Raw genomic sequence first — 25,021 nt, 5'->3', positions numbered from 1 at the left:
GGCCCACACACCGTCCGCCCGCCGCCGTGGCCGACAATGATCCGGTGAACGACCTCGCCCTCCTCCTCACCCCCGAAGGCCGCGCCCTCCTCGACGAGGTGCGAGACACCGACCCGGCGCAGGAGCTGGCCGTCGCGACCCGGCTGCGCCGCGAGCACCCCGCCGAGCTGGTCTCGGCGGCGCTGGGCCAGGCCCGGCTGCGGCAGCGGGCGGCGGTGAAGTTCGGGGCCGAGGACGCGGGCCGGATGTTCTTCACCCCGAACGGGGTCGAGCAGTCGACCCGGGCGAGCGTGGCGGCCTACCGGGCCCGGCGCATGGCCGACCTGGGCATCACCTCGGTCGCCGACCTGTGCTGCGGCATCGGCGGCGACGCGATCGCGCTGGCCCGCGCCGGGATCCGGGTGCTGGCCGTGGACCGGGACCCGCAGACGGCCGCGGCGGCCCGGGCGAACGCCGACGCGCTGGGCCTGACCGGCCTCGTCGAGGTCCGCGAGGCGGACGTCACGGACGTGGACACGGCCGGTTTCGACGCCGTGTTCGTCGACCCCGCCCGGCGCGGCGGCCGCGGCCGGATCTTCGACCCCGAGGCCTACTCACCGCCCCTGTCCTGGGCCGTGTCCGCCGCCCGCCGGGCCCCTCGCGCCGCCCTGAAGATCGCCCCCGGCATCCCGCACGAGGCGGTCCCCGAGGACGCCGAGGCCGAGTGGATCTCCGACGGCGGGGACGTCAAGGAGGCGGTGCTGTGGTTCGGCACCGAGCCGGGGGCGGTCCGGGCGACCCTGCTGCCGGGTCCCCGCACCCTGCTCTCCCGCGGCCTGCCCGACCCCGGGGTCCGCCCGCCCGGCCGCTACCTCTACGAGCCCGACGGCGCCGTCATCCGCGCCCACCTGGTCGCCGAGGTGGCCGACCGGGTCGGCGGCGGGCTGCTCGACGCGACCATCGCGTACGTCACGGCCGACGCGCTGCACCCGACCCCGTACGCCACGGCCTACGAGATCACCGACCACCTGCCGTTCAACGTCAAGAAGCTGAAGGCGCTGCTGCGGGAGCGGCGGGTCGGCACGCTGACCGTGAAGAAGCGGGGCTCGGCGGTCGAGCCGGAGGAACTCCGCAGGAAGGTCAAGCCGCAGGGTCCGCACGCGGCCACGGTGTTCCTGACCCGGGTCGCGGGGGCGCCCGCGATGCTCATCGGGCACCCGGTCCGGGCGTAGCTAGGACTGCTCCGCCGCCCGCCTGAGCAGCAGCTCCCGCTCCCGTTCGTTGCGGGTCAGGGACGCCGCCCGTTCGAACTCGGCACGGGCCTCGGCCGTACGGCCCAGGCGGGCGAGGAGGTCGCCGCGGACGCTGGGCAGCAGGTGGTAGTCCCGCAGGGCGGGGTCGCCGGCCAAGGCGTCGACGAGGGCGAGGGCCTCGGCCGGGCCCTCGGACATCGAGACGGCCACCGCGCGGTTCAGCTCCACGACCGGGGACGGGGAGCGGGCGGCCAGGAGGCCGTAGAGGGTGGCGATGCGGGACCAGTCGGTCTCCTCGTAGGTGTACGCGTGCGCGTGGCAGGCGGCGATCGCCGCCTGGAGGAGGTACGGGTTCGGCGCACCGCTGGAGGTGGCCTCGGCCCGGCCCAGTGCGGCGATGCCGCGGGCGATGAGCAAGCGGTTCCAGCGGGAGCGGTTCTGGTCCTTCAGCAGGACCGGCTCGCCGGAGGGACCGGTGCGGGCCGCCGTACGGGATGCCTGGAACTCCAGGAGCGCGGTGAGGCCGTGCACTTCGGGTTCCTTCGGCATGAGGGCCGTGAGCACCCGGGCCAGGCGCAGGGCGTCCTCGCACAGGGACGGCCGGAGCCAGTCGTCGCCGGCCGTGGCGGCGTACCCCTCGTTGAAGATCAGGTAGATGACGTCGAGGACCGAGCCGAGGCGGGCCTCGCGGTCGGGGCCGTGGGGCACCTCGAAGGCGATGTTCCTCGTCGCGAGGGTGCGTTTGGCGCGGACGATGCGCTGCGCGATCGTCGGCTCCGGGACCAGGAAGGCGCGGGCGATCTCGGCCGTGGTGAGCCCTCCCAGCAGGCGCAGGGTCAGGGCGGTGCGGGCCTCGGTGGACAGGACCGGGTGGCAGGCGGTGAAGACCAGGCGGAGCAGGTCGTCGTCGATGTCGTCGGGGTCGGCGGCCTCCTCGGCGGGAGTCGTGTTCGACAGGTCCCGGCCGATCTCCGCCAGCTTGCGGCCGTAGTTCTCCCGGCGCCGGACCAGGTCGACGGCGCGGTGGCGGGCGGTGGTCATGAGCCAGGCGCCCGGGTTGTCGGGCACCCCGTCCCGCGGCCACTGCTCCAGTGCCGCGACCAGCGCGTCCTGCGCGAGTTCCTCGGCGATGCCGACGTCCCGGACGATGCGGGTGACACCGGCGATGATCCGGGGCGACTCCATGCGGAAGACGGTCTCGATGGCTCCGGCGGCGCGCTCGGCCCGGGGCACCGGGTCCGGGGCCGGCTGCGAGGCCGGGGATGGCTGCGAGTCCGGGGTGGGCTGCGACGTCACAGCCCACCATCAGACACCCGTGGTGCCGCCCGGCCAAGCGGGACCGGTCAGTCCTCGGCGATCTGCCGGACCTCCGCGGTGATCGTCCAGTAGTCCTCGTGCAGCGAGAGGAACCGCTTGGTCCACTCGATCGCCTCGGCCTTGTCCTTGCACTGGCTGATCGAGTAGCCGCCGATGACCTCCTTGGACTCGGTGAACGGCCCGTCGGTGACGGAGAGCTGCCCACCCTCCCAGGTCACCCGGCTGCCGTCCGAGGTCGGCGTGAGCCCGGCCGTGTCGAGCATGACCCCGGCCTTGGTGATCTCCTCCAGCAGCTTGCCCATCCGCTCCATGAGCTCGGGGCTCGGGCCCTCGGCGGGCGCGTTCTTCTCGTCGACGCGGATCAAGGTGAGAAAGCGCGGCATCGTGACTCCTCGGGGTCCTCGGAGCGGGGCCCTTCCCCGCTCTCACCCCTGCGTCGATCGGGGGGCCGCCGGATCGACACGCTCGCCGGATTTTCTGCGAAGATTTTTCAGACCGTCGTTTGCGCAGGTCAGCGCAGCGACTCCCACAGCTTCCGCGCCTCCGGCTCCTCCGCCACCACCCGGTTGGGATCCGACGGCGCCCGCACCACGGGCATCATCACCGTCCGCACCTGGCTCGCCGAGAGGCCCTGCAGGCTCTGTCCGAGCCTGGTCAGTTCGGCGAGGGAGTCCAGGCCGGTGTCCGTGGTGAGGCCTGCCGTCACCGCGTCCGCGACGCGGTACAGCCTGGCCGGGTCGGTGAGCAGGTCCTGGGAGGCGATCTGCTCCAGCAGGGCCTTCACCAGCTTCTGCTGGAGGCCTATGCGGCCCAGGTCGCTGCCGTCGCCTATGCCGTGCCGGGTGCGGGCGAGGCCGAGGGCCTGGGTGCCGTCCAGGTGGTGGGTGCCCGCCTTCAGCCGCAGATGGCTGTCCTCGTCGGCGATGTCCTCGTCCGTGGTGACGGTGACCCCGCCGAGCGCGTCGACCAGCCGGGCGAAGCCGGCGAAGTCGATTTCGAGGTAGTGGTCCATGCGGACGTCCGTCATCTCCTCGACCGTCTTGACCGCGCAGACCGGACCGCCCACCTCGTAGGCGCTGTTGAACATGGAGTGGCGGGCCACCGCCGTCGACCCGCCGGACGGACGCGGGCAGGACGGGCGGGTGACCAGGGTGTCGCGGGGGATGCTCACCACCGTCGCGCTGGTCCGCCCGGGGTCGAGGTGGACGACCATCGCCGTGTCGGACCGGGCACCGGAGCTGTCGCCGCCGCCGAGCCTGGCGTTCTCCTCGCCGCTGCGCGAGTCCGAGCCGAGGACCAGGATGTTGAGGGCCTCGCTCGGCAGGGCCGGGGCCGAGGGCGCCGGGGTGGTCACCGGCTTCGGCGGCCGGTCGTCGCCCAGCGCGTTGTCGATGTCGACGCCGGTGATGTTGTCGTTGAGGTGCCAGTAGGCCCAGCCCGCCGCTCCGGCGCCCAGCACCAGCGTCCCCGCCAGGGCCAGAGCGGCGATCTTCAGCGCTCTCGACCGCCGGTCCGCTTCCCTGCCCTCGTCCCCGTGGTGTCCCGTCACGGGCAGGAACGTAAGTCCGAATTATTACGGGCCGGGAGTTCAGGGCGCCCTTTCTTCGGAAATTCTCAGATTTCAGGTCCCGGCGTGAGCCGGCAGATCTCATTGCGGGCACCGCCGAAAGTTTCGGTAGTGCAACCGATTGGCTTCGGCGACGTGTGGAGGCGTCCGGAACACCCGCCCCTGCAGCACCTACGCCCGCGCCGGCCCCGCCGTGCTGCTGCGCACCACCAGACTCGTCGCCAGCTCCACCCGGGTCGCCGCCTCGGTCCCCTCGTCCCGCCCGAGGTCGAGGACCAGTTTCGCCGCCGCCTCGGCCATCTCGGTCAGCGGCTGCCGCACCGTCGTCAGCGGCGGCCCGACCCAGGGCGCCACCGGCAGGTCGTCGAAGCCGACCACGCTCAGGTCCTCGGGGATGCGCAGCCCCAGCTCGCGCGCCGCCTCGTACAGCCCGAGCGCCTGCAGGTCGTTCCCGGCGAAGACGGCGGTCGGCCGGTCCGGGCCGCGCAGCAGTTCCAGGCCCCGCCGGTAGCCGGCCTCGTGGTGGAAGTCGCCGGTCGCGATCAGGGCCGGGTCCACCGGCAGCCCGGCCGTCTCCAGAGCGGCCCGGTAGCCGTCGATCCGGGCCCGGCTGCACATCATCTGCGAGGGCCCGCTGATCGCGCCGATCCTGCGGTGCCCCAGCTCGACCAGATGCCGGGTGGCGGCCAGACCGCCCTGCCAGTTGGTCGCGCCGATCGACGGTACGTCGGCGCCCGGGTCACCGGCCGGGTCCATCACCACGAACGGGATGGAGCGGCTGGTGAGCAGCGCCCGCTGCGACTCGTCGAGCCCGGACAGGACGAGGATCACGCCGTGCGGCCGGCGCGCGGCGACCTGGTCGGCCCAGGTCCGCCCGGGGGTGAGCCGCCCCGCGCTCTCGGACAGCACGACACTGAGGCCGGCGTCCCGGGCCACGTTCTCCACGCCCCGGATGACCTCCATCGCCCAGGCGCTCTCCAACTCGTGGAAGACCAGGTCGAGCAGGGGCGAACGGGTCGCCTCGGCACGGCGGCGCCGGTAGCCGTGGGCGCGCAGCAGGTCCTCCACGCGGGACCGGGTGGTGGGGGCGACGTCGGCCCGGCCGTTGAGGACCTTCGAAACAGTCGGCGCCGAGACGCCCGCCTCACGGGCGATCTCGGCGAGCGTCGCCGTCTGCGCGCTGCGCCCCTGCGTCCGGTTCTGCGTCCGGCTTTCAACCGGCTCCGGGGATGTCATGGCGGCGATCGTAACCCTGTCGGCCCCCTTGACGAAGTCCTCGCACCGCCATAGGTTCCCGGAACATTCGAAGTTCATAACGAAACATTCGTAGGAACGTTCGTGAGAGGGCCGTCCGTCCACCCGACAGGAGCTTCATGACCACCGCGCCCTGGCGTGACCCCGCGCTGCCCGCCGCCGCCCGCGTCGACGACCTGCTCTCCCGGATGACCCTGGAGGAGAAGACCGCCCAGTTGTACGGCGTGTGGGTGGGCGCCGCGACGGACGGCGACGGAGTCGCTCCGCACCAGCACGACATGACCGTCGAGTACGACTGGGACGAGCTGATCACCCACGGGCTGGGCCAGCTCACGCGCTCCTTCGGCACCGCCCCCGTCGACCCGGCACTCGGCGCGCAGGCCCTGGCCCGCGCCCAGCGCCGTATCGCCGAGGCCGGGCGTTTCGGCATCCCGGCGATCGCGCACGAGGAGTGCCTGGCCGGCTTCACCGCCTGGCAGGCCACGGCCTATCCGGTCCCGCTGGCCTGGGGCGCGACCTGGGATCCGCCGCTGGTCCAGGAGATGGCCCGCCGCATCGGCGACGACCTGCGCTCGGCCGGCGTGCACCAAGGGCTCGCGCCCGTGCTGGACGTCGTACGCGATCCGCGCTGGGGCCGTGTGGAGGAGACGATCGGCGAGGACCCGTACCTGGTCGGCACGGTCGGTGCGGCCTACGTGCGGGGCCTGGAGTCGGCGGGGGTCGTCGCCACGCTCAAGCACTTCGCCGGGTACGCCTCCTCGGCGGGCGCCCGCAACCTCGCCCCGGTGCGGGCCGGCGTCCGCGAGTTCGCCGACGTCACCCTGCCGCCCTTCGAGATGGCCCTGCGCGAGGGCGGCGCCCGCTCCGTGATGGCCGCCTACACCGAGACGGACGGCGTCCCGGCCTCCGCGGACCCGGGGCTGCTGACCCGTCTCCTGCGCGAGGAGTGGGACTTCACCGGCACGGTCGTCGCCGACTACTTCGGCATCGCGTTCCTCCAGACCCTCCACCGCGTCGCCGGCACCCAGGCCGGGGCGGCCCACGCGGCCCTCACCGCCGGCATCGACGTCGAACTGCCCACCGTCAACTGCTACGGCCGGCCGCTGCTGGAGGCGGTCCGGTCGGGCGAGGTCCCCGAGGAGCTCGTGGACCGGGCGGCCCGCCGCGTGCTGCTCCAGAAGTGCGAACTGGGCCTGCTGGACGAGGACTGGACCCCCGAACCGGCCTCCGGGATCAACCTCGACTCGACGGGCAACCGCATCCTGGCCCGCCGCCTGGCCGAGGAGTCGGTGGTCCTGCTCGACAACCCCGACGGTCTGCTCCCGCTGGCCCCCGACACCCGGATCGCGGTGGTCGGGCCCCGGGCGGCCGACGCCCTGGCGATGCTGGGCTGCTACTCCTTCCCGTCCCACGTCCTCACCCACCACCCCGAGGTGCCGGCCGGCATCGAGATCCCGACCGTCCTGGACGCCCTGCGCACCGAACTCCCCGACGCCAAGGTGACGTTCGCCGAGGGCTGCGACGTGACGGACCCGGACACCGGGGGCTTCGAGGAGGCCATCGCCCGCACCGCCGAGGCGGACGTGTGCGTGGCGGTGCTCGGCGACCGGGCGGGACTGTTCGGCCGCGGCACCTCGGGCGAGGGCTGCGACGCGAGCGACCTCGGCCTGCCGGGCGTCCAGGGCGAGCTGCTGGACGCGCTGGTCGCCACCGGCGTCCCCGTGGTGCTGGTGCTGCTGACCGGCCGCCCCTACGCCCTGGGCCGCTGGCACGGCCGCCTCGGCGCGGTCGTCCAGGCGTTCTTCCCGGGCGAGGAGGGCGGCCCGGCGGTCGCGGGCGTCCTCTCGGGCCGTGTGAACCCCTCGGGCCGCCTGCCCGTCAGCGTCCCGCAGGTCCCCGGCGGCCAGCCCTGGACCTACCTCCAGCCGCCCCTGGGTCTGGCGGGCGAGGTCAGCAACCTCGACCCGACCCCGCTGTACGCCTTCGGACACGGCCGCTCGTACACGGCGTTCGCGTGGCAGGACTGCACGGGCGGCGCGGAGCCGGCGGAGCTCGGCACGGACGGGACGTACGACGTGTCGGTGACCGTCCGCAACACGGGCCGGCGCGCGGGCGCGGAGGTCGTGCAGCTGTACCTGCACGACCCGGTGGCCTCGGTGACCCGGCCCGACGTACGGCTGATCGGCTACCGGCGGGTGGAACTGGCCCCGGGCGAGGCGGCCCGGGTGACGTTCCGCTTCCACACGGACCTGTCGTCCTTCACGGACCGCTCGGGCCGCAGGGTGGTCGAACCGGGCGCCCTGGAACTGCGGCTGGCGGCGTCCAGCACCGACGTACGGCACACGGCGCACCTCACGCTCACGGGCCCGGTCCGCGAGACCGGAACGGACCGGCGGCTGCGCTGTGAGACGGAGGTCTCCCCGGTCCTCGGGTGAGGGGGCCGGTCAGCCGACCGCCACCGACTCGAACCGCCAGCGGTGTACCGCCCGCGTGATCAACTCGGGGTCGGGCTCGGGCAGTTCGGGCAGCTCGGCATCGTAGGGGGCGTCCCACCAGGTGAGGACGAGGACCCGGTCCTGGGGAGCGCGCAGGGTCTCCCGGCGCAGCGGCGCGTGGGGCAGTTCCTGGGCGCGGGCCCAGGCGAGCAGGTCCTCCCCGCGCCCTGGCACGGCCCGGGCCTCCCACATCAAGGCGACCGTCACGAGTACAGGTTCTCCTTGCTGACCTCGTGCACATGGTCGTGGCCGCCCGGGACGTGCGGTTCCGTCACCGGCAGCGAGGAGTCGGCCGACAGGTCCCAGCTCGACGCCGCCCGTCCCCGGGCGACCATCTCGGCGCCGAGGGCGGCGACCATCGCGCCGTTGTCCGTGCACAGCTTGGGGCGCGGCACGCGCAGCCGGATCCCGGCGGCCTCGCAGCGCTCCTGGGCGAGGACGCGCAGCCGCGAGTTGGCCGCCACGCCGCCGCCGATCATCAGGTGGTGGACGCCCTCGTCCTTGCAGGCACGAACGGCCTTGCGGGTCAGCACGTCGACGACCGCCTCCTGGAAGGACGCCGCCACGTCCCGCACCGGCACGTCCTCCCCCGCCGCCCGCTTGGCCTCGATCCAGCGCGCCACGGCGGTCTTCAGCCCCGAGAAGGAGAAGTCGTAGACCGGGTCGCGCGGGCCGGTCAGGCCCCGGGGGAAGGCGATCGCGGCCGGGTCGCCCTCCTTCGCGTACCGGTCGATGACCGGGCCGCCCGGGAAGCCGAGGTTCAGCACGCGGGCGATCTTGTCGAAGGCCTCACCGGCCGCGTCGTCGATGGTCGCGCCCATCGGCCGGACGTCGGAGGTGATGTCGGAGGACAGCAGCAGCGAGGAGTGGCCGCCGGAGACCAGCAGGGCCATGGTCGGCTCGGGCAGCGCGCCGTGCTCCAGCTGGTCCACACAGATGTGCGAGGCGAGGTGGTTCACGCCGTAGAGGGGCTTGCCGAGCGCGTACGCGTAGGCCTTCGCCGCGGAGACGCCGACCAGCAGGGCGCCGGCGAGACCGGGACCGGCGGTGACGGCGATGCCGTCGAGGTCGCGGGCGGTGACGCCCGCCTCCTTCAGCGCGCGGTCGATGGTGGGGACTATCGCCTCCAGGTGGGCGCGGCTCGCGACCTCCGGGACGACACCGCCGAAGCGGGCGTGCTCGTCGACGCTGGAGGCGACGGCGTCGGCCAGCAGGGTGGTGCCCCGGACGATGCCGACGCCGGTCTCGTCGCAGGACGTCTCGATTCCCAGTACGAGGGGTTCGTCAGCCATTGATCTCGGTTCCTTGTACGGAGTTCTCGGGGGCGGTCAGGCGCATCACCAGGGCGTCCACGTTCCCGGGCTGGTAGTAGCCGCGCCGGAAACCGATGGGCTCGAAGCCGAAGCGCTCGTACAGCTTCTGTGCGCGGACGTTGTCGACCCGGCACTCCAGCATCACCTCGGCGCACTCGAAGGTGGTGGCCGCCCGCAGCAGTTCGGCCAGCAGCCGTCCGCCGAGGCCGGTGCCCCACAGGTCGCGGGAGACGGCGATGGTCTGGACGTCGGCCTGCTCACCGGTGGCGACCAGACCGGCGTACCCGACGATCCGGGAGCCGGCCTCGGCGACCACGTACCGCCGGTTGGCCCCGGGCCCCCGGGCATGGGCCAGCTCGGACCAGAACATGCCCCGGGACCAGGCGTCCTCGGGGAACAGGTCCCGCTCCAGCTCCAGCACGGCGTCGATGTCCCACCAGCGCATCTCGCGCAGCGCGCACGTCATGGGCTCGGTCACTTGGGGGTGACCACCTTGTAGTTCTTGGGGACCTGGGCGTCGGGCCGGCGCAGGTACAGCGGCCGGGGGGCGGGGAGTTCCTCTCCGGCCGCCAGTTTCTCCGCGGCGAGCCGGGCGAGGGCGGCGGCGGACACGTGCTCCGGCTCGTGCGCCTTGGGGAAGGTGTCCGGGTACAGCAGCGCGCCGGCGCCGACCGCGGGCAGTCCCTCGACCTGCCCGGCGATGTCGGCGGGCCGGTCCACGGCGGGGTCGGTGACCCGGGTGCGGGAGTCGGCGTAGCGGGCCCAGTACACCTCCTTGCGGCGGGCGTCGGTCGCGACGACGAAGGGGCCCTCCAGGTCGGCGGCGTAGGCGAGGCCGTCCAGCGTGCACACCCCGTGCACGGGGACACCGAGCGCGAGCCCGAAGGTGTCGGCGGTCATCAGGCCGACGCGCAGCCCGGTGTACGGTCCGGGACCGATCCCGGCGACGATCCCGGTGACGGCGTCGAGCCGCAGTCCGGCCTCGGCGAGCACCCGGTCGATCGCCGGCAGCAGCAGTTCCCCGTGCCGCCGCGCGTCCACCTGACTCGACGAGGCGATGACATCGCGTCCGTCGTGCAGCGCGACGGTGACAGCGGGCGTGGCGGTATCCAGAGCGAGCAAGAGCACGCAAACAGCCTACGGCTCCCCGGGGCCCGTGTCGGTCGCGCCTGTCGGGTCGTCACCTGCTGCTACCGTCACCTACCGTCACGACAGGGATGTACGACGTGAGGTGGACGCCGGTGGCAGCTAGCAGCTCGGGAATCGTGGCCGGGCTCACCGCCGCGGCCCTCGCGACGGTCGGCTACCTCGCCCACCAGGCGGCGCAGACCCTCCCGGCCGGCATGGGCAGGGCGGCGCAGACGGGCGCCGCACCGGCGGCCGGTACGTCGAAGGCGCCCCAGGTCAAGAGGGACCTCACCGCACTGCCCCCCGAATCCGGCAAGGGCGCCCGGGTCGTCTATTCGCTGCGCGGCGACCGGGTGTGGCTGGTCGCCGGGGACGAGGCGGTCAGCCGTACGTTCGAGGTGGAGCCGAGTGCGGTGGACCCGGCTCCGGGCAGCTACTCGGTGACGTCCCGCTCGAACGCGGTCACCGGCTCCGACGGCGTCCCGGTCGAGCACGTGGTGCGCTTCGCCGACGTGGACGGCGTGGTCATCGGCTTCAGCGCGGCCGTGGGCGGCCCGACCGCCCCCGCCCCCGACCCGAAGGTCCGCACGGGCGGCATCCGCGAGACCCGCGCGGACGGCGACGCGATGTGGACGTTCGCGACGATCGGCCGCAAGGTCGTGGTCGTCCGCTAGGACAGCCTCGACCGGATGAGGACTAGGCCGCTTCGCGGTGTGCGGGGGTCCGCTCGGCGTATTCCGGGTCGGGAGCGCGCGGGGGCGTGGAGATCAGCGCCGCTGCCTCGCCGGCCGCCAGCAGGTCGCGCATGGACACCCCGGCGACCGCGAACCGCTGCGGCTGCCCCTTGCTCTCTGTAGCCGACATGGACGCCTCCCGAAGGACCGGGGCCGACGAAGTTAGGTACACCTAACTACGAACTGGATACCATGTGACCACGCACGAGACGCCCGACGCAACATCTTGCCGACGTCTTGTCGGAACGTTCATCGAATGACCGCACACCAGGGGCGCCGGGAGACCAGGACTCACGCGGCGAGGACGCTCAGGTCCGCCGTGGCCCAGCGTTCCCCCAGACCGGTGACGGTCATCTGGCGGACCTCGTCGGTCGTGTCGCCCACCGCCCGGTGGATCACGACCTGGAGCCGGTCCTCCGTCAGCTCCTCGACCTTGCCCTCACCCCACTCCACGACGACCACGGAGTCGGGCAGCGAGACGTCGAGGTCGAGGTCCTCCATCTCGTCGAGCCCGCCGGAGAGCCGGTAGGCGTCGACGTGGACCAGCGGCGGCCCGTCGCCCAGCGAGGGGTGCACCCGGGCGATCACGAACGTCGGCGAGGTGACGGCCCCGCGCACGCCGAGCCCTTCGCCCAGGCCGCGGGTCAGCGTCGTCTTGCCCGCGCCGAGCTCTCCGCTGAGCATCACCAGGTCACCGGCGCGCAGCAGTTTCGCGAGCCGGCGGCCCAGCTCCCGCATCTGCTCGGGGGACGTGACGACGATCTGGACGGAGCCGGGCTCAGCCGGGCTGTGCGGTGCTGGTGCTTCCATAGCCCTTCACGGTAGCCCCTGCGGGCACGGCACCCGTGCGGGTGAGCAGGTCGGCGAGGCGGTCGGTGACCACTTCCGGGTGTTCCAGCATCACCAGGTGCCCGGCGTCCGGCACCAGCACCAGCTCGGCGTCCGGCAGCAGATCGGCGATGGCCTCGCTGTGCTCGCTCGGCGTGACCAGGTCCTGCACTCCGGCCAGCACGAGCACCGGCAGGTCGGCGAACTGGGCGAGCGCCTCGGTCTTGTCGTGGTCGTTGAACGCCGGGTAGTACTCGGCGACCACGTCGATCGGGGTGCTCTCGATCATGCGCTCGGCGAACCGGGCGACGGCCGGGTCGACGTCCCGGGACGCGAACGAGTACCGCTTGATGATCCCGGCGAACAGGTCCGCGGTGGCCCGGCGCCCCTTCTCCACCAGCTCGGCCCGCTGCCCCAGCACCTTCAGCACCCCGGGCAGCACCCGCCGCACCGCATTGACCCCGGCGACGGGCAGGCCGTAGTTGACCTCGCCGAGCCGCCCCGAGGACGTCCCCACGAAGGCGACCCCGACGACCCGCTCGCGGATCAGCTCGGGGTACTGGTCGGCCAGCGCCATCACCGTCATGCCGCCCATGGAGTGCCCGACGAGCACGAGCGGCCCTTCGGGGGCGGCCGCGTCTATGACGGCCTTCAGGTCCCGGCCCAGCTGCTCGATGGTGACCGGCTCGTCGTCCCGCGTCTGGGCGACGCCCCGCCCGGACCGGCCGTGGCTGCGCTGGTCCCAGTGCACGGTCCGTACGACACCCCGCAGGGCCGCTCGCTGGAAGTGCCAGGAGTCCTGGCTGAGGCAGTAGCCGTGGCTGAAGACGACGGTGACGGGGGCGGGGGACTTGCGGCCGAAGAGCCGTCGCCGGCGCGGGCCGATGGTGGCGGGGGCGGCCTCCGGGTCGAGGTCGTCGACCTCGTAGTACAGCTCGGTGCCGTCGTCGGCGAACGCCTTGCCGGGCATGCCGCGCAGCGAGCCGTACGGCCCCGCGGAGTCCAGGGCGAGCCGGGCCTTCTGCCGCATGCCGCGGCCGACCGTCATCCGCTCCAGGGCGACACCGGCGGCCGCGCCCGCGGCCACCACGCCTATCGCCACGCCGGCGATGCCGGTCGCCCGGCGCCAGCCTCCCGCGGCCCCCGCGGCGGAGGCCGCGACGGCCGCGGAGGCGACATCCGCGACGACCTCCGCACTGCTCTCGCTCACGTACCGCTCCTCTTCGCCGGGTGTGGGTCGGGTGGCTCACCCGGTCGAGTGAACCGGTGGGCCGGATGGTGCTGCTGTTGCCACGGTGTCTGGCGTTCCTCGTGACGGGTTCCCTGTGCGAGTTACCCGTCCCGTTCCTCATTCACATAGACGCGAGGAACACGCGTTCCGATCCGGGTCACGATCTCGTAGGCGATGGTTCCGGCCGCCTGGGCCCAGTCCTCCGCCGTGGGCTCTCCGCGGTCGCCGGGTCCGAACAGGACCGCCTCGGCTCCCGCCGCGGGCTCGTCGCCGCCCAGATCCACCACGAACTGGTCCATGGCGACCCGCCCGGCGATCGTGCGCCACTTGCCCTCGACCAGGACCGGCCCGGCCGAGGAGGCGTGCCGCGGGATGCCGTCGGCGTAGCCCAGCGGCACCAGGCCGAGCGTGGTCGCGCCGGGTGTCACGTACCGGTGGCCGTAGCTGACGCCGTGCCCGCCCGGCACCTGCTTGACCAGGGCCAACGAGGCGGACAGCGTCATCACCGGGCGCAGCCCGAAGTCGGCCGGGGTGCCCAGTTCGGGGCTGGGCGAGATGCCGTAGGTGGCGATGCCGGTGCGGACCAGGTCGAAGTGGCTCTCGGGGAGCGTGAGCGTGGCCGGCGAGTTGGCGATGTGCCGGACCTCGGGCCGCACGCCCTGCCCCTCGGCGTACGCGACCATCTCCCGGAACACGCCGAGCTGGCCGGCGATGGAGGGGTGCCCGGGCTCGTCGGCGCAGGCGAAGTGCGACCACAGTCCCGTGACGCGCAGCAGCCCCTCGGCCTCGGCCCGCAGCGCCTCCCGGACCAGGTCGGCCCAGGCCTCCCCGGGCTGGCAGCCGCCACGCCCGAGGCCGGTGTCGGCCTTGAGCTGCACACGGGCGGGCCGGCCGGCTCCCCTGGCCGCTTCGACGACCTCCGCCAGGGCCCACATCCCGCTGACGGACACGTCCAGCTCGGCCTCGATCGCCTCGCGCCACGGCCCGCCCGGCGTCCACAGCCAGCACATGATGCGGCCCGGCAGCCCGGCGGCCCGCAGGGCGAGGGCCTCCTCGGGCGTGGCCGTGCCCAGCCAGCTCGCCCCCGCGGCGACGGCCGCGCGGGCGCACGGCACGGCCCCGTGGCCGTACGCCTCGGACTTGACCACGGCCATCACGGCCGCGCCCGGCGCATGGGCGCGCAAGGCCCGCACATTGGCCCGCAGGGCGGCCAGGTCGATCTCGGCACGGGCCCGCAGGGGCGCGGTCGGGGCTGTTCTCTCGCTCATCGCGCCCAGTGTCTCAGAGGGCTCCGGCAGCAGGTCCGCTACGTCCCGGGCCGCCGCCCCCACACGAACACCCTGTCGCCCTTCTTCAGCACGCCCCGTGGAAGGCCTGCCCGCCGCTGAAGAACTGGGAGTACGGCATGGGCGTGTTGTACAGCGTCGACCGCTGGCGGCTGAGATCCACGCACGCCACGGGGTGGGACCGCACCGGGCAGCTCCCGGCGGCGTTCGGGTTCCGTCGGGCCGACAGGTACTCAATGCATCCGCGACGATGTGACCGGCCCGGTACGTCTGCGGATCATGCGCCCAGACAAACGCGGCACACGCCCCGGGCCGGGGCCGCCGCATGGCAGGAGTCACCCGGACGCACGAGCCGCACCCACCAGCCCGTCCGGCGCTTGAGGACGAGGCCGTTCAGGCCGAAGCGGGGGTGCGGGGGCGCAGCCCCCGGGTCGGGACGGGAAGGGGCGGAGGGGGCGACCCACTCCCACAGCGACCCCCACCGCCCCGCACCCGCAAGCACCCCTCAACCCTCACCCCTCACCCCAGAACATTCCGCCAAGCCTCCGGCACCGCGTCGGCCACGTCATGCGCCCCCACCGGCGCCCCCTCCGCCGCCAGCCGCCCGGCCAGCCCGTGCAGATACGCCCCCACACTCCCCGCATCCACCGCGGACAGTCCCGCCGCCAGCAACGACCCGCCCAGCCCGGACAGCACGTCCCCGCTCCCCGCCGTGGCCAGCCACCCCGTCCCGGTCGGATTCACCCGCACCGCCCCGCCCCCCGAGTCGGCCACCAGCGTCGTGGACCCCTTCAGCAGCACGGTCGCCCCGTACCGCCGCGCAAGCTCCCGCACCGCCGCCAGCCGACCGCCCTCAACCTCCCCCCGCTCGACACCCAGCAGCGCCGCCGCCTCCCCCGCATGGGGCGTCATCAGGGTCGGCGCCCGCCGTCCCCGTACGACCTCCGCGTCCGCCAGCCGCAGCCCGTCCGCGTCGATCAGCACCGGCACGTCCGCCGCCAGCACCTCCGCGACCGTCGCCGCGTCGTCCCCGGCCCCCGGCCCGACGACCCACGCCTGCACCCGGCCCGCATGCTTCGGCCCCCGGTCCGACACGAGCGTCTCGGGGTACCGCGCGATGACGGCGTCCCCGGCCGGCCCCACGTACCGCACGGCCCCGGCCCCGCCCCGCAGCGCGCCCGACACGGCCAGCACAGCGGCTCCCGGATACCGCGCCGACCCGGCGGCGATCCCGACCACGCCCCGCCGGTACTTGTCGCTCTCCGCCCGCGGCACCGGAAGCAGCCGGGCCACATCGAGGTGCTGCAACGCCTCCAGTTCCGCCTCGGCGGGCAGTTCCAGCCCGATGTCCACCAGCCGTACCGAGCCCGCGTACTCCCGAGCGGGATCGATGAGGAGCCCCGGCTTGTGGGTCCCGAACGTCACGGTCAGGCCGGCCCGCACGGCGACCCCGTGCACCTCGCCTGTGTCGGCGTCGACGCCGCTCGGCAGATCGACGGCGACGACGGCGCCCCGCGACCGCCCGGCGGCTGCGGCCAGCGGCACGGCGTCCGGCCGCAGCCCGCCCTTCCCGCCGATCCCGACGATCCCGTCGAGGACGAGGTCCGCGTCCTCGACGAGCGCCTCGCCCCGACCGGCCCCCGCGACCCGCCCCCCGGCCCGCCGCAACGCCGCGAGCCCCGCCGCGTGCGTCCGCTCCGGCGCGAGCAGCACCGCCGTGACCCCGGCCCCCCGACGAGCCAGCCGGGCCCCGGCGTACAGGGCGTCACCCCCGTTGTCGCCGCTGCCGACGAGCAGCACCACCCGGCTCCCGTACACCCGCCCCAGCAGGTCGGCGCAGGCCGCGGCGAGTCCGGCGGCGGCGCGTTGCATCAGCGCCCCCTCCGGCAGCCGCGTCATCAGCTCCCGTTCGGCGTTCCGGACCGTCTCCACGCTGTACGCAGTACGCATGCGGTCGAGTTTCCCGTACGCCCCCGGGGCCACTCCCCCTCAAACGCACCTCCCGCGTCTTCCTCTCTGCGAACCGTGTCGCATCCATTGACGCTCTGCCGCCCCTTTGCCAGACTCCCGGCCGCACAGAAAGCGCTTGCACACCCCCCACGTTCGACGAAACCGAGGCCCCCATGGGACGCAGAGCCGCATTACTGGCCGCCGCCGGTGCCACCGCCCTCCTCACCGCCGCCGGCACCCTGACCGCCCCCGCCACAGCCGCCCCCACGCGAGCGCTGGCCTGCGGAGACGGCTCCTTCCAGGCCGAGGCCGTGCAGAGCGGCGGCACCTGGACCGCCCGGCGCGGCGGCAGCACGGTCTACACCGGCACCGACATGCGCGCGGCCGTCCAGGCGGCCGTCAACAGCCTCACCGCCGGGCGCACGGCGAAGGAACGGGTCGTGGTCCGCGGCTCGGGCTCGATCCCGGCGGGCTCCCGCATCTCCCTGCCGAGTTACACCGTCCTCGACGTCTGCGGCACCATCGACGTCACCGGCAGCGGCTCGGGCGACCAGGCGCCGGTCTACTCGCGCGGCACCCGTGACGTCGAGGTCCAGAACCTCAAGCTCACCGGCACCCCGCTGTACGGGATCTTCCTGCGCAACGTCCAGAACGTGGTGCTCCGCCAGATCGACATGCGCCTCTCCCGCGGCCTGGGCGTCCGCATCGACAACCGCGGCGACACCAGCCAGTGGACGCGCAACGTCCGCATCGACCACGTCTACGTCTCCGGCGCGTCCAGCCACGCCGTCGAGACCTACGGCGTCGACGGCATCACCATCGGCACGGTGACGGCCCGCAACGTCGGCGAGTCGGGCCTGCTGCTCAACCAGACCATCAACGCCAGGGTCACCAAGGTGGACGCGGAGAACGCCGGCACGGGCACCGGCTACGCCGCCTTCCGCATGGCCAACCGCAACGGCCGGGTCGGCAGCGGCTACCCCACCAACATCCGCGTCGGCGAGGTCGTCGCCCGCGGCGGCGGACGCGGCGTGTTCTGCGTCTCGGAGAGCGGCGGAGCCGTCATCGACAAGGTGACGCTCTCCAACACCGGCAACAACTCGGTCCTGATCGAGAACTGCTACAACGTCAGCCTCGCGGCGCAGAGCGGCACGATCACGGGCGGCGGCGAACTGCGCCTGGCCGCGCGCTCGGAGTTCCCCAACAACAAGGACATCACCGTCCAGAACCTGACGGTCACCAACTCGGCCATCAGGGAGAGCCCGTGCGGCGAGAACACGACGTTCCGCAACATCACGCGCGTGAACAGCAGCCAGTCGGTCTGCTGACCCCGCCTGACCCCGCTTGACCCCCGCTCCCGAAGCCCTCGCCACCCCACTCGGCGGGGGCTTCGGGGCCCTTTCCCCCGGACCCCTGTCCAGGCGTATGATCGAGCTGTGTTTTGAACTCGTTCAAAAAGGGGGATCGACGAGACATGACCAGCTCGACAGCATCCAGGGACAAGGACAGCCCCGCCACCGCCCTGGGCCCCACGGCCCTGGTCCTCGGCGTCTTCTCGGCCGTGGGAACCTGGGCGTTCCTGTTCCCGTGGACGGTACTGGCCGGAGCGCTCGCGGTGACCTTCGGAGCGATGGGCCTCCACTACGCCCGCAGGGGAACGGGCCGGCTGTGGCCGGCGGCGGCCGGTACGACCCTGGGCGCGATCGGCCTCATCGGCACCATCACGCTGCTCTGGAGCCTGGCCTAGGACGTGGGTCTCACGCCTCGGCGATGACCACGGCCGAGGCGACGCCCGCGTCGTGACTCAGCGACACGTGCCAGGTCCGCACGCCGAGTTCGGCGGCCCGCGCGGCCACCGTCCCGGTCACCCGCAGCCGGGGCTGCCCACTGTCCTCGACACACACCTCGGCGTCGGTCCAGAGCAGCCCGGGCGGAGCACCGAGCGCCTTGGCCAGCGCCTCCTTGGCCGCGAACCGCGCGGCGAGCGAGGCGACCCCCCGCCGCTCCCCGCTGGGCAGCAGCAACTCCCGCTCCACGAACAGCCGCCCGGCCAGTGCGGGCGTACGCTCCAGTGAAGCCGCGAACCGCTCGATCTCGGCAACGTCGATGCCGACCCCGATGATGCTCATGGGCAGCACCCTACGGTGACGGGCGGGATCCGGCGCGGACGGCCTCCGACGCACCGCCCGGGCGACCCCGTGATCCTCAACTTCACCTGCCCGCTATAGAGTTCGCGCTGACCGCGATGAGCAAACGGCATCGCACGCAAACGGGAGGACATCATGAAGTTGAAGTCGCTGGGGACCGCGGCCACCGCCGTAGCCCTCTTCGCCACGGCCCTCACCGGCACTGTCGCCACCGCCGGCACCGCCGCAGCGGCGACGAAGCCCGACTGCAGCAGCGCGCTGACGAACGTGAAGCCCAAGGCGACCGTCAACCTCCGCAGCCAGCCCAAGACGAGCTCGACCGCTCTCGGCACCTGGGGCAAGGGCAAGAAGGGCGGCATCTGCTTCGGCGGCAGCAAGCCCGTCAAGGGCGGCAGCTACACGGCCTGCGGCAAGACGAGCAACAAGTGGTACTTCGGCGGCCCCAACAGCACCAGCAAGGAAGGCTGGGTCCCGGCGACCTGCCTGCCCATCTGAGCAGCTGACGGCCTGACCGGCTGATCGAGGGGGCGAAGGGCATCCGCCTGTTCGCCCCTTCCGCTCACTCCGGCTTCCCGCTCACTCCACCGTCACCGACTTGGCCAGGTTCCGCGGCTGGTCCACCTCGTTGCCCCGGGCCGTCGCCAGCTCACACGCGAACACCTGAAGCGGCACCGTCGCGACGAACGGCTGCAACAGGGTCGGCGTCGCGGGAATCCGGACCAGATGGTCCGCGTACGGCACGACCGCCTCGTCGCCCTCCTCCGCGATCACGATCGTCCGGGCACCGCGCGCCCGGATCTCCTGGATGTTGGACACGATCTTGTCGTGCAGCACCGAGCGCCCACGCGGCGACGGCACCACCACGACCACCGGCAGGTCCTCCTCGATCAGGGCGATCGGCCCATGCTTCAGCTCCCCGGCGGCGAATCCCTCCGCGTGCATGTAGGCGAGTTCCTTGAGCTTCAGGGCGCCTTCGAGCGCCACCGGATACCCCACGTGCCGCCCGAGGAACAGCACCGTCTTCTTGGAGGCCAGCGTGCGTGCCAGCTCCCGCACCGGCTCCATCGTGCCCAGCACCCGCTCCACCGCACCGGAGATCGAGGACAGGTCGCGGATCACCGCCCGGATCTCGTCGCCCCACTTGGTGCCCCGCACCTGACCCAGGTACAGCGCGACCAGGTAGCAGGCCACGAGCTGCGTCAGGAACGCCTTGGTCGAGGCGACGGCCACCTCCGGCCCGGCGTGCGTGTACAGCACCGCGTCCGACTCGCGCGGGATCGTCGAGCCGTTGGTGTTGCAGATCGCCAGCACCTTGGAGCCCTGCTCGCGGGCGTGCCGCAGCGCCATCAGCGTGTCCATGGTCTCGCCGGACTGGGAGATGGCGATGACCAGCGTCTGCGCGTCCAGGATCGGGTCCCGGTAGCGGAACTCGCTCGCCAGCTCCACCTCGCAGGGGAGCCGCGTCCAGTGCTCGATGGCGTACTTGGCGATCATCCCGGCGTGGAAGGCCGTGCCGCACGCGACGATGACGACCTTGTCGATCTCCCGCAGCACCCGCGGAGGGATCCGCACCTCGTCCAGGGTCAGCGAACCGGAACCGTCGATCCGGCCCAGGAGTGTGTCGGCGACCGCCTTGGGCTGCTCGGCGATCTCCTTGAGCATGAAGTAGTCGTAGCCGCCCTTCTCGGCGGCCGACGCGTCCCAGTCGACGTGGTACGAGCGGATGTCGGCCGGGCGGCCGTCGAAGCCGGTCACCGTCACGCCGTCCCGGCGCAGCTCGACCACCTGGTCCTGGCCGAGCTCGATCGCCGAGCGGGTGTGGGCGATGAACGCGGCGACGTCCGAGGCGAGGAAGGACTCGCCCTCCCCGACTCCGACGACCAGCGGTGAGTTCCGCCGCGCTCCCACCACCACGTCCGGCTCGTCGGCGTGCACCGCGACCAGCGTGAACGCGCCCTCCAGCCGCCGGCACACCAGCCGCATCGCCTCGGCGAGGTCGTTGCAGGAGGAGAACTCTTCGGCGAGCAGATGCGCGACGACCTCGGTGTCCGTCTCGGAGGTCAGCTCGTGGCCTCGCTCCGCCAGTTCGGCCCGCAGCAGGGCGAAGTTCTCGATGATGCCGTTGTGCACCACCGCGACCCGTCCCGCGTTGTCGATGTGCGGGTGGGCGTTGGTGTCCGTCGGCCCGCCGTGCGTGGCCCAACGGGTGTGCCCGATGCCCGTCGCGCCGGTCGGCAGCGGCCTGCCGTCCAGCTCCTTCTCCAGGTTGAGGAGCTTGCCGGCCTTCTTCGCCGCCGCCAGCCCACCGTCGGCCAGGACGGCGACGCCCGCCGAGTCGTATCCCCGGTACTCCAGCCGCTTCAGCCCGGCCATCACCACATCGAGCGCCGACTGCGGCCCCACGTATCCCACGATTCCACACATGGGCGGCAGCTTAGGGTCGATTCGAGTGCCGAACCGGCCGTTGTGTGCCCGAAATCGGAAATTCCCACCGGGGGCAGGAGGCCCTGAGTCAGACCTTCGCCCGATAGGCCCGCATGGCCAGCGGATAGAACACCAGGGCGATACCCGCCGCCCACACCAGCGACCACAGCACCGGCTCCGCCACCGCCCCGCCGAGCAGCAGCCCCCGGAACGCATCCGACAGGTGGGTCACCGGATTGACGTCGCTCCACGCCTGGAGCCAGCCGGGCATCGTGTCGACGACGACGAACGCGCTGCTGGTGAAGGTGATCGGGAAGATGAGCGTGAACGCGAACGCCTGGACCTTCTCGGCGTCACCGGCCAGCATCCCGATCAGCACCGCGCTCCAGGACACGGCCGCGGCGAACACCACCACCAGCAGTGTGCCGAGCAGGAATCCACCGAATCCGCCGGTGATGCGGAAGCCGAGTGCCAGGCCGAGGCCGATCATCAGCAGCAGCGCCCACACGTGCTTCGCGAGGTCCGCGGTGATCCGGCCGATGAGCGGGGCGGAGCGGGCGATGGGCAGGCTGCGCAACCGGTCGAAGACGCCCTTGGTGAGATCGGTGTTGAGGGCCATCGCCGTGTACATCGTCATGAACAGGGTGTTCTGCACGATGATCCCGGGCAGCGCGTACTTCAGATACGCGTCGGGCGAGCCGGCCATCTGCCCGCCCAGAACGTAGGTGAACAGGAACACGAACATGATCGGCGTGATGCTGTAGTCGACCAGTTCGAGCGGGTTGTGCTTGACGGCGACCAGGCTCCGCCAGGCCATCGTAAAGGTCTGCCGCACCCCGGCGAGGGCGGGCACCCGGCCGGACCCGGTGACCGGCACGGTGAGAGTGGTGGCGGTCATGACCGGCTCACCGCCTTCTCCAGCTCCTCGTCCTCCCGGACGGCCGCACCGCCGTCCTCCTCGGCCTCGCCCGGCTCGGCGCGGTGGCCGGTCAGGGAGAGGAAGACCTCGTCGAGCGAGGAACGGCGCAGGGCCAGCTCCCCGACCGCGATACCCTCCCGGTCCAGCGCGCGCACCACGGCCGGCATCAGCTCGGGGTCCTTCACCGGGGCGGTGACCGTCTCGCCCTCGATCCGGGCCTGCGGCCCGGCGGCCCCGGCCACCAGCGCGTGCGCCCGCGCGAGATCCTGCCCGGCGATCGGCCTGAGCTCCAGCACCTGGCCGCCGACCTGCGCCTTCAGCTGGTCCGGCGTGCCCCCGGCGATCACACGGCCCTTGTCGATCACCACGATGTCGTCCGCGAGGACATCGGCCTCGTTCAGGTACTGCGTGGTCAGCAGGGCGGTCGCGCCGTCCGCGACCAGGCCGCGCAGCAGGTCCCACAGCTCACCGCGGCTGTGCGGGTCGAGGCCGGTGGTCGGCTCGTCGAGGAAGAGGATGCTGGGCCGGCCGACGAGGCTGGCCGCGAGGTCCAAGCGCCTGCGCATGCCGCCCGAGAAGGTCTTCGCGGCCCGCCCGGCCGCGTGGGTCAGCTGGAACCGCTCCAGCAGCTCACCGGCCCGCGCCTTCGCCTCCCGCCGCGGCAGACCCAGCAGCCGGCCGATGAGCAGCAGGTTCTCCGTCCCGGTCAGGTTCTCGTCGACCGCCGCGTACTGCCCGGTCAGCCCGACCAGGGACCGTACGACCCCGGCCTCCCGGACCACGTCGTGGCCGGCCACCCGGGCCCTGCCCCGGTCCGGGCGCAGCAGTGTCGCGAAGATCCGCACCGCCGTCGTCTTCCCCGCACCGTTGGGGCCCAGCAGCCCGAGCACCGTGCCCTTGCGGGCGGCCAGGTCGACGCCGGCCAGCGCCTCGGTCTCCTTGAACCGCTTGACCAGACCTTCCGCCTCTATCGCGTACGTCATGGGTACCCCCAGGCGTCCGTGGACCCCGGACCGGGCCCACCTCTCCCACAACTGTGACGCACACCACTGACATTCCTCCCGCACCAGTTTTTCTCAGGAGGAAAAGGGGCGAAAACCTCGCGTGACGGATCCCACCTCACCATCCGTTCGTACGCCCGTAACAATGGACTGTGATCTCTCCGGTCTCCTCGATGCCCCGGAGCGCCCACCGGCCCCGCCCGGAGGCGACTCCCTACGTCGACCTCACCCGAACCGAGTGGAGCGCGCTGCGCGACAAGACGCCGCTTCCGCTGACGGCCGAGGAGGTCGAGAAGCTGCGCGGTCTCGGCGACGTGATCGACCTCGACGAGGTGCGGGACATCTACCTCCCGCTGTCCCGTCTCCTCAACCTCTACGTCGGTGCCACCGACGGACTCAGAGGCGCGCTGAACACGTTCCTCGGCGAACAGGGCTCCCAGTCGGGCACCCCGTTCGTCATAGGCGTGGCCGGTTCGGTCGCCGTGGGCAAGTCGACGGTCGCCCGCCTCCTCCAGGCCCTGCTCTCGCGCTGGCCCGAGCACCCGCGCGTCGAGCTGGTCACCACCGACGGCTTCCTGCTGCCCACCAAGGAACTCCAGGCCCGTGGCCTGATGTCCCGCAAGGGCTTCCCGGAGTCGTACGACCGCCGCGCCCTGACTCGCTTCGTCGCCGACATCAAGGCCGGCAAGGACGAGGTCACGGCCCCCGTCTACTCCCACCTCATCTACGACATCGTCCCCGACAAGAGGCTCACGGTCCGCCGCCCCGACATCCTGATCGTCGAGGGCCTGAACGTCCTCCAGCCGGCCCTGCCCGGCAAGGACGGCCGCACCCGCGTCGGTCTCGCCGACTACTTCGACTTCAGCGTGTACGTCGACGCCCGCGTCGAGGACATCGAGACCTGGTACCTCAACCGCTTCCGCAAGCTGCGCGCGACCGCCTTCCAGAACCCGTCCTCGTACTTCCGCAAGTACACGCAGGTCTCAGAGGAAGAGGCCCTCGACTACGCCCGGACGATGTGGCGCACCATCAACCGGCCCAACCTGGTGGAGAACATCGCCCCCACCCGCGGCCGTGCCGCCCTCGTCCTGCGCAAGGGCCCGGACCACAAGGTGCAGCGGCTCAGCCTGCGCAAGCTGTGACGGCAGGGGAAAGGCGGGTTAGATGGGCGCCATGCTCCATCTGCGCGTGATCACACCGTCCGACCGGACCGACGAAGTGGTCCTGCTGATCGAGAAGACGGTCGGCACCACCCACCTCGTCGTGCTGCCGGGCGCCGCCCGCGACCCGGCCGGGGACGTGGTGATGTGCGACGTGGCGCGTGAGGCGGGCGACGAACTGCTCGGCCGGCTGCGGGAACTGGGCATCGACACCACCGGCTCCATCGCCGTCGAGTCCATAGACCTGTCCCTGTCCGAGCGGGCCGACCAGGCGGAGGCCGACGCGCCCGGCGAGGGAGCGGACGCGGTCCTCTGGGAGCAGCTGACCGACGCGACGCACGAGGAGTCCACCCTCTCCGTCACCTACCTGGCGTTCATCACGCTCGCCACGATGATCGCGGCCTGCGGCGTGGTCCTGGACAACGCGATCCTGATCGTCGGCGCCATGGCCGTGGGCCCGGAGTTCGGCCCGCTCGCCGGCCTCAGCACCGCGATCGTCCGGCGCCGCCCCCGGCTCGCCCTGCGCGCACTGATCGCCCTGCTGGTGGGCTTCGCGGCGGCGATGGCGGTGACGGTCGCCTTCAGCCTCTTCATGGACGCCGTCGACCTGTTCAGCGAGCAGCAGCTCAGGGCGGACCGCCCGAACACGGGCTTCATCTACGCCCCGGACTGGTTCTCCTTCGTCGTGGCGGTCCTGGCCGGCATCGCCGGCACGCTCTCCCTGACCTCGGCCAAGTCGGGCGCCCTGGTCGGCGTGGCCATCTCGGTCACCACGATCCCGGCCGCCGCGAACGCGGCCGTGGCCCTGAGCTACGGCGACACGAAACAGACGTGGGGCTCCACGGAACAGCTCCTGCTGAACCTCTTGGGCATCATCGTCGCGGGCACAGCCACCCTGCTGCTCCAGAAGTGGCTCTGGTCGAGACAGCGCCAGGGGGTCGGCAAGCTCTAGGGGCGCGGGGCTGTGTCCATGTGCGGCTCCGCCGCGTGGGCGCGACAAGCCACGAACGACCCGCGGCCCGCAGTCACCCGCAG

25 protein-coding genes and 1 pseudogene are annotated in these 25,021 nt (G+C 72.7%); 8 read left to right on the top strand and 18 right to left on the bottom strand.

Annotation, left to right across the window (positions count from 1 at the left end):
- Positions 1 to 44 precede the first annotated feature (44 nt).
- Complete coding sequence (locus HNR57_RS11220) at positions 45 to 1,211, top strand: THUMP-like domain-containing protein (protein ID WP_313673378.1); 1,167 nt, start codon at positions 45 to 47, stop codon at positions 1,209 to 1,211.
- On the opposite strand, the gene HNR57_RS11215 is transcribed toward HNR57_RS11220, so the two are convergent.
- From HNR57_RS11215 to HNR57_RS11200, 4 genes are all read right to left on the bottom strand, one after another.
- Positions 1,212 to 2,528 (bottom strand): RNA polymerase sigma factor, encoded by a 1,317-nt coding sequence (locus tag HNR57_RS11215; protein WP_184559386.1) that lies wholly within the window; start codon positions 2,526 to 2,528, stop codon positions 1,212 to 1,214. It lies immediately after the preceding gene.
- A gap of 47 nt (positions 2,529 to 2,575) precedes the next feature.
- Entirely contained in the window at positions 2,576 to 2,932 is a 357-nt protein-coding gene (locus tag HNR57_RS11210; RefSeq protein ID WP_161369460.1) for a YciI family protein, read from the bottom strand.
- A gap of 128 nt (positions 2,933 to 3,060) precedes the next feature.
- Positions 3,061 to 4,098 (bottom strand): LCP family protein, encoded by a 1,038-nt coding sequence (locus tag HNR57_RS11205; protein ID WP_184559384.1) that lies wholly within the window; start codon positions 4,096 to 4,098, stop codon positions 3,061 to 3,063.
- A 189-nt stretch (positions 4,099 to 4,287) separates the two neighbouring features.
- Positions 4,288 to 5,352: a LacI family DNA-binding transcriptional regulator gene (locus HNR57_RS11200; protein WP_184559382.1), complete on the bottom strand. Its 1,065-nt coding sequence runs from the start codon at positions 5,350 to 5,352 to the stop codon at positions 4,288 to 4,290.
- 137 nt (positions 5,353 to 5,489) lie between these two features.
- Between HNR57_RS11200 and HNR57_RS11195 the strand changes: the two genes are divergently transcribed.
- Entirely contained in the window at positions 5,490 to 7,805 is a 2,316-nt protein-coding gene (locus HNR57_RS11195) for a beta-xylosidase/alpha-l-arabinosidase (protein ID WP_184559379.1), read from the top strand.
- Between the two features lie 9 nt (positions 7,806 to 7,814).
- On the opposite strand, the gene HNR57_RS11190 is transcribed toward HNR57_RS11195, so the two are convergent.
- The 4 genes from HNR57_RS11190 to tsaB are packed head-to-tail and all read right to left on the bottom strand — an operon-like array spanning position 7,815 to position 10,306.
- The gene (locus HNR57_RS11190; protein ID WP_184559377.1) at positions 7,815 to 8,072 is read right to left on the bottom strand and encodes a hypothetical protein; all 258 of its coding nucleotides are present in this window, start codon (positions 8,070 to 8,072) and stop codon (positions 7,815 to 7,817) included.
- On the bottom strand, positions 8,069 to 9,157 hold the full coding sequence (gene tsaD, locus HNR57_RS11185; protein WP_184559375.1) for a tRNA (adenosine(37)-N6)-threonylcarbamoyltransferase complex transferase subunit TsaD: 1,089 nt from the start codon (positions 9,155 to 9,157) through the stop codon (positions 8,069 to 8,071). The genes HNR57_RS11190 and tsaD overlap by 4 nt, the downstream gene beginning before the upstream one ends.
- Positions 9,150 to 9,644: a ribosomal protein S18-alanine N-acetyltransferase gene (gene rimI / locus HNR57_RS11180; RefSeq protein ID WP_221342446.1), complete on the bottom strand. Its 495-nt coding sequence runs from the start codon at positions 9,642 to 9,644 to the stop codon at positions 9,150 to 9,152. The genes tsaD and rimI overlap by 8 nt, the downstream gene beginning before the upstream one ends.
- An 8-nt stretch (positions 9,645 to 9,652) precedes the next feature.
- Positions 9,653 to 10,306 (bottom strand): tRNA (adenosine(37)-N6)-threonylcarbamoyltransferase complex dimerization subunit type 1 TsaB, encoded by a 654-nt coding sequence (tsaB, locus tag HNR57_RS11175; RefSeq protein ID WP_184559371.1) that lies wholly within the window; start codon positions 10,304 to 10,306, stop codon positions 9,653 to 9,655.
- A 113-nt stretch (positions 10,307 to 10,419) separates the two neighbouring features.
- On the opposite strand from tsaB, the gene HNR57_RS11170 reads away from it, so the two are divergent.
- On the top strand, positions 10,420 to 10,980 hold the full coding sequence (locus tag HNR57_RS11170; RefSeq protein ID WP_184559369.1) for a hypothetical protein: 561 nt from the start codon (positions 10,420 to 10,422) through the stop codon (positions 10,978 to 10,980).
- Between the two features lie 22 nt (positions 10,981 to 11,002).
- On the opposite strand, the gene HNR57_RS11165 is transcribed toward HNR57_RS11170, so the two are convergent.
- The 6 genes and pseudogenes from HNR57_RS11165 to HNR57_RS11140 form a co-directional block, all read right to left on the bottom strand.
- Positions 11,003 to 11,170: a hypothetical protein gene (locus HNR57_RS11165; protein WP_184559367.1), complete on the bottom strand. Its 168-nt coding sequence runs from the start codon at positions 11,168 to 11,170 to the stop codon at positions 11,003 to 11,005.
- A 161-nt stretch (positions 11,171 to 11,331) separates the two neighbouring features.
- A complete protein-coding gene (tsaE, locus tag HNR57_RS11160) occupies positions 11,332 to 11,850 on the bottom strand; it encodes a tRNA (adenosine(37)-N6)-threonylcarbamoyltransferase complex ATPase subunit type 1 TsaE (RefSeq protein ID WP_184559365.1) in 519 nt (172 codons plus the stop codon).
- Positions 11,819 to 13,078 carry an alpha/beta fold hydrolase gene (locus HNR57_RS11155; RefSeq protein ID WP_184559362.1) on the bottom strand — a complete coding sequence of 420 codons (1,260 nt, stop codon included), beginning with the start codon at positions 13,076 to 13,078 and terminating at the stop codon, positions 11,819 to 11,821. Before HNR57_RS11155 ends, tsaE begins: the two co-directional genes overlap by 32 nt.
- 122 nt (positions 13,079 to 13,200) lie before the next feature.
- Positions 13,201 to 14,367: an alanine racemase gene (alr, locus tag HNR57_RS11150; RefSeq protein WP_184559360.1), complete on the bottom strand. Its 1,167-nt coding sequence runs from the start codon at positions 14,365 to 14,367 to the stop codon at positions 13,201 to 13,203.
- A gap of 38 nt (positions 14,368 to 14,405) precedes the next feature.
- A pseudogene (locus tag HNR57_RS11145) lies at positions 14,406 to 14,623 on the bottom strand (murein L,D-transpeptidase); the annotation flags it as partial.
- A gap of 281 nt (positions 14,624 to 14,904) precedes the next feature.
- Positions 14,905 to 16,335 carry an NAD(P)H-hydrate dehydratase gene (locus tag HNR57_RS11140; protein ID WP_184559358.1) on the bottom strand — a complete coding sequence of 477 codons (1,431 nt, stop codon included), beginning with the start codon at positions 16,333 to 16,335 and terminating at the stop codon, positions 14,905 to 14,907.
- Between the two features lie 173 nt (positions 16,336 to 16,508).
- Here HNR57_RS11140 and HNR57_RS11135 point away from each other — a divergent pair, with 173 nt between their 5' ends.
- Both HNR57_RS11135 and HNR57_RS11130 read left to right on the top strand, forming a co-directional pair.
- Positions 16,509 to 17,663: a right-handed parallel beta-helix repeat-containing protein gene (locus tag HNR57_RS11135; protein WP_184559357.1), complete on the top strand. Its 1,155-nt coding sequence runs from the start codon at positions 16,509 to 16,511 to the stop codon at positions 17,661 to 17,663.
- A 146-nt stretch (positions 17,664 to 17,809) separates the two neighbouring features.
- Positions 17,810 to 18,082: a hypothetical protein gene (locus HNR57_RS11130; protein ID WP_184559355.1), complete on the top strand. Its 273-nt coding sequence runs from the start codon at positions 17,810 to 17,812 to the stop codon at positions 18,080 to 18,082.
- Positions 18,083 to 18,092: 10 nt separating this feature from the next.
- Here HNR57_RS11130 and HNR57_RS11125 read toward each other — a convergent pair whose 3' ends face one another.
- A complete protein-coding gene (locus HNR57_RS11125) occupies positions 18,093 to 18,464 on the bottom strand; it encodes a holo-ACP synthase (RefSeq protein ID WP_062928605.1) in 372 nt (123 codons plus the stop codon).
- Positions 18,465 to 18,617: 153 nt separating this feature from the next.
- On the opposite strand from HNR57_RS11125, the gene HNR57_RS11120 reads away from it, so the two are divergent.
- Positions 18,618 to 18,977, top strand: a complete 360-nt coding sequence (locus tag HNR57_RS11120) for a hypothetical protein (protein WP_184559353.1) — start codon at positions 18,618 to 18,620, stop codon at positions 18,975 to 18,977.
- Between the two features lie 81 nt (positions 18,978 to 19,058).
- Here HNR57_RS11120 and glmS read toward each other — a convergent pair whose 3' ends face one another.
- The 3 genes from glmS to HNR57_RS11105 all read right to left on the bottom strand — a co-directional run bounded on the left by glmS (position 19,059) and on the right by HNR57_RS11105 (position 22,808).
- Complete coding sequence (glmS, locus tag HNR57_RS11115) at positions 19,059 to 20,906, bottom strand: glutamine--fructose-6-phosphate transaminase (isomerizing) (protein ID WP_184559351.1); 1,848 nt, start codon at positions 20,904 to 20,906, stop codon at positions 19,059 to 19,061.
- A gap of 88 nt (positions 20,907 to 20,994) precedes the next feature.
- Complete coding sequence (locus tag HNR57_RS11110) at positions 20,995 to 21,804, bottom strand: ABC transporter permease (RefSeq protein ID WP_184559349.1); 810 nt, start codon at positions 21,802 to 21,804, stop codon at positions 20,995 to 20,997.
- Entirely contained in the window at positions 21,801 to 22,808 is a 1,008-nt protein-coding gene (locus HNR57_RS11105; protein ID WP_184559347.1) for an efflux ABC transporter ATPase subunit, DrrA-related, read from the bottom strand. The genes HNR57_RS11110 and HNR57_RS11105 overlap by 4 nt, the downstream gene beginning before the upstream one ends.
- Positions 22,809 to 22,999: 191 nt before the next feature.
- Here HNR57_RS11105 and coaA point away from each other — a divergent pair, with 191 nt between their 5' ends.
- Together coaA and HNR57_RS11095 are read left to right on the top strand one after the other, a co-directional pair.
- On the top strand, positions 23,000 to 23,968 hold the full coding sequence (gene coaA, locus HNR57_RS11100) for a type I pantothenate kinase (RefSeq protein WP_184560359.1): 969 nt from the start codon (positions 23,000 to 23,002) through the stop codon (positions 23,966 to 23,968).
- Between the two features lie 31 nt (positions 23,969 to 23,999).
- Positions 24,000 to 24,938: a DUF389 domain-containing protein gene (locus tag HNR57_RS11095; protein ID WP_184560357.1), complete on the top strand. Its 939-nt coding sequence runs from the start codon at positions 24,000 to 24,002 to the stop codon at positions 24,936 to 24,938.
- Positions 24,939 to 25,021: the final 83 nt, after the last annotated feature.

It is taken from the genome of Streptomyces paradoxus (genome assembly GCF_014202475.1).
Classification (GTDB): Bacteria; Actinomycetota; Actinomycetes; order Streptomycetales; family Streptomycetaceae; genus Streptomyces; species Streptomyces paradoxus.
This window is presented reverse-complemented; position numbering and strand designations above follow the sequence as displayed.

Coding starts and splice junctions, on each gene's coding strand:
- HNR57_RS11210 (WP_161369460.1), bottom strand. CDS start 2,932: ATGCCGCGCTTTCTCACCTTGATCCGCGTCGACGAGAAGAACGCGCCC.
- HNR57_RS11200 (WP_184559382.1), bottom strand. CDS start 5,352: ATGACATCCCCGGAGCCGGTTGAAAGCCGGACGCAGAACCGGACGCAG.
- HNR57_RS11195 (WP_184559379.1), top strand. CDS start 5,490: ATGACCACCGCGCCCTGGCGTGACCCCGCGCTGCCCGCCGCCGCCCGC.
- tsaD (WP_184559375.1), bottom strand. CDS start 9,157: ATGGCTGACGAACCCCTCGTACTGGGAATCGAGACGTCCTGCGACGAG.
- rimI (WP_221342446.1), bottom strand. CDS start 9,644: ATGACGTGCGCGCTGCGCGAGATGCGCTGGTGGGACATCGACGCCGTG.
- HNR57_RS11165 (WP_184559367.1), bottom strand. CDS start 11,170: ATGTCGGCTACAGAGAGCAAGGGGCAGCCGCAGCGGTTCGCGGTCGCC.
- tsaE (WP_184559365.1), bottom strand. CDS start 11,850: ATGGAAGCACCAGCACCGCACAGCCCGGCTGAGCCCGGCTCCGTCCAG.
- alr (WP_184559360.1), bottom strand. CDS start 14,367: ATGAGCGAGAGAACAGCCCCGACCGCGCCCCTGCGGGCCCGTGCCGAG.
- HNR57_RS11140 (WP_184559358.1), bottom strand. CDS start 16,335: ATGCGTACTGCGTACAGCGTGGAGACGGTCCGGAACGCCGAACGGGAG.
- HNR57_RS11135 (WP_184559357.1), top strand. CDS start 16,509: ATGGGACGCAGAGCCGCATTACTGGCCGCCGCCGGTGCCACCGCCCTC.
- HNR57_RS11130 (WP_184559355.1), top strand. CDS start 17,810: ATGACCAGCTCGACAGCATCCAGGGACAAGGACAGCCCCGCCACCGCC.
- HNR57_RS11125 (WP_062928605.1), bottom strand. CDS start 18,464: ATGAGCATCATCGGGGTCGGCATCGACGTTGCCGAGATCGAGCGGTTC.
- HNR57_RS11120 (WP_184559353.1), top strand. CDS start 18,618: ATGAAGTTGAAGTCGCTGGGGACCGCGGCCACCGCCGTAGCCCTCTTC.
- glmS (WP_184559351.1), bottom strand. CDS start 20,906: ATGTGTGGAATCGTGGGATACGTGGGGCCGCAGTCGGCGCTCGATGTG.
- HNR57_RS11110 (WP_184559349.1), bottom strand. CDS start 21,804: ATGACCGCCACCACTCTCACCGTGCCGGTCACCGGGTCCGGCCGGGTG.
- HNR57_RS11105 (WP_184559347.1), bottom strand. CDS start 22,808: ATGACGTACGCGATAGAGGCGGAAGGTCTGGTCAAGCGGTTCAAGGAG.
- coaA (WP_184560359.1), top strand. CDS start 23,000: ATGCCCCGGAGCGCCCACCGGCCCCGCCCGGAGGCGACTCCCTACGTC.
- HNR57_RS11095 (WP_184560357.1), top strand. CDS start 24,000: ATGCTCCATCTGCGCGTGATCACACCGTCCGACCGGACCGACGAAGTG.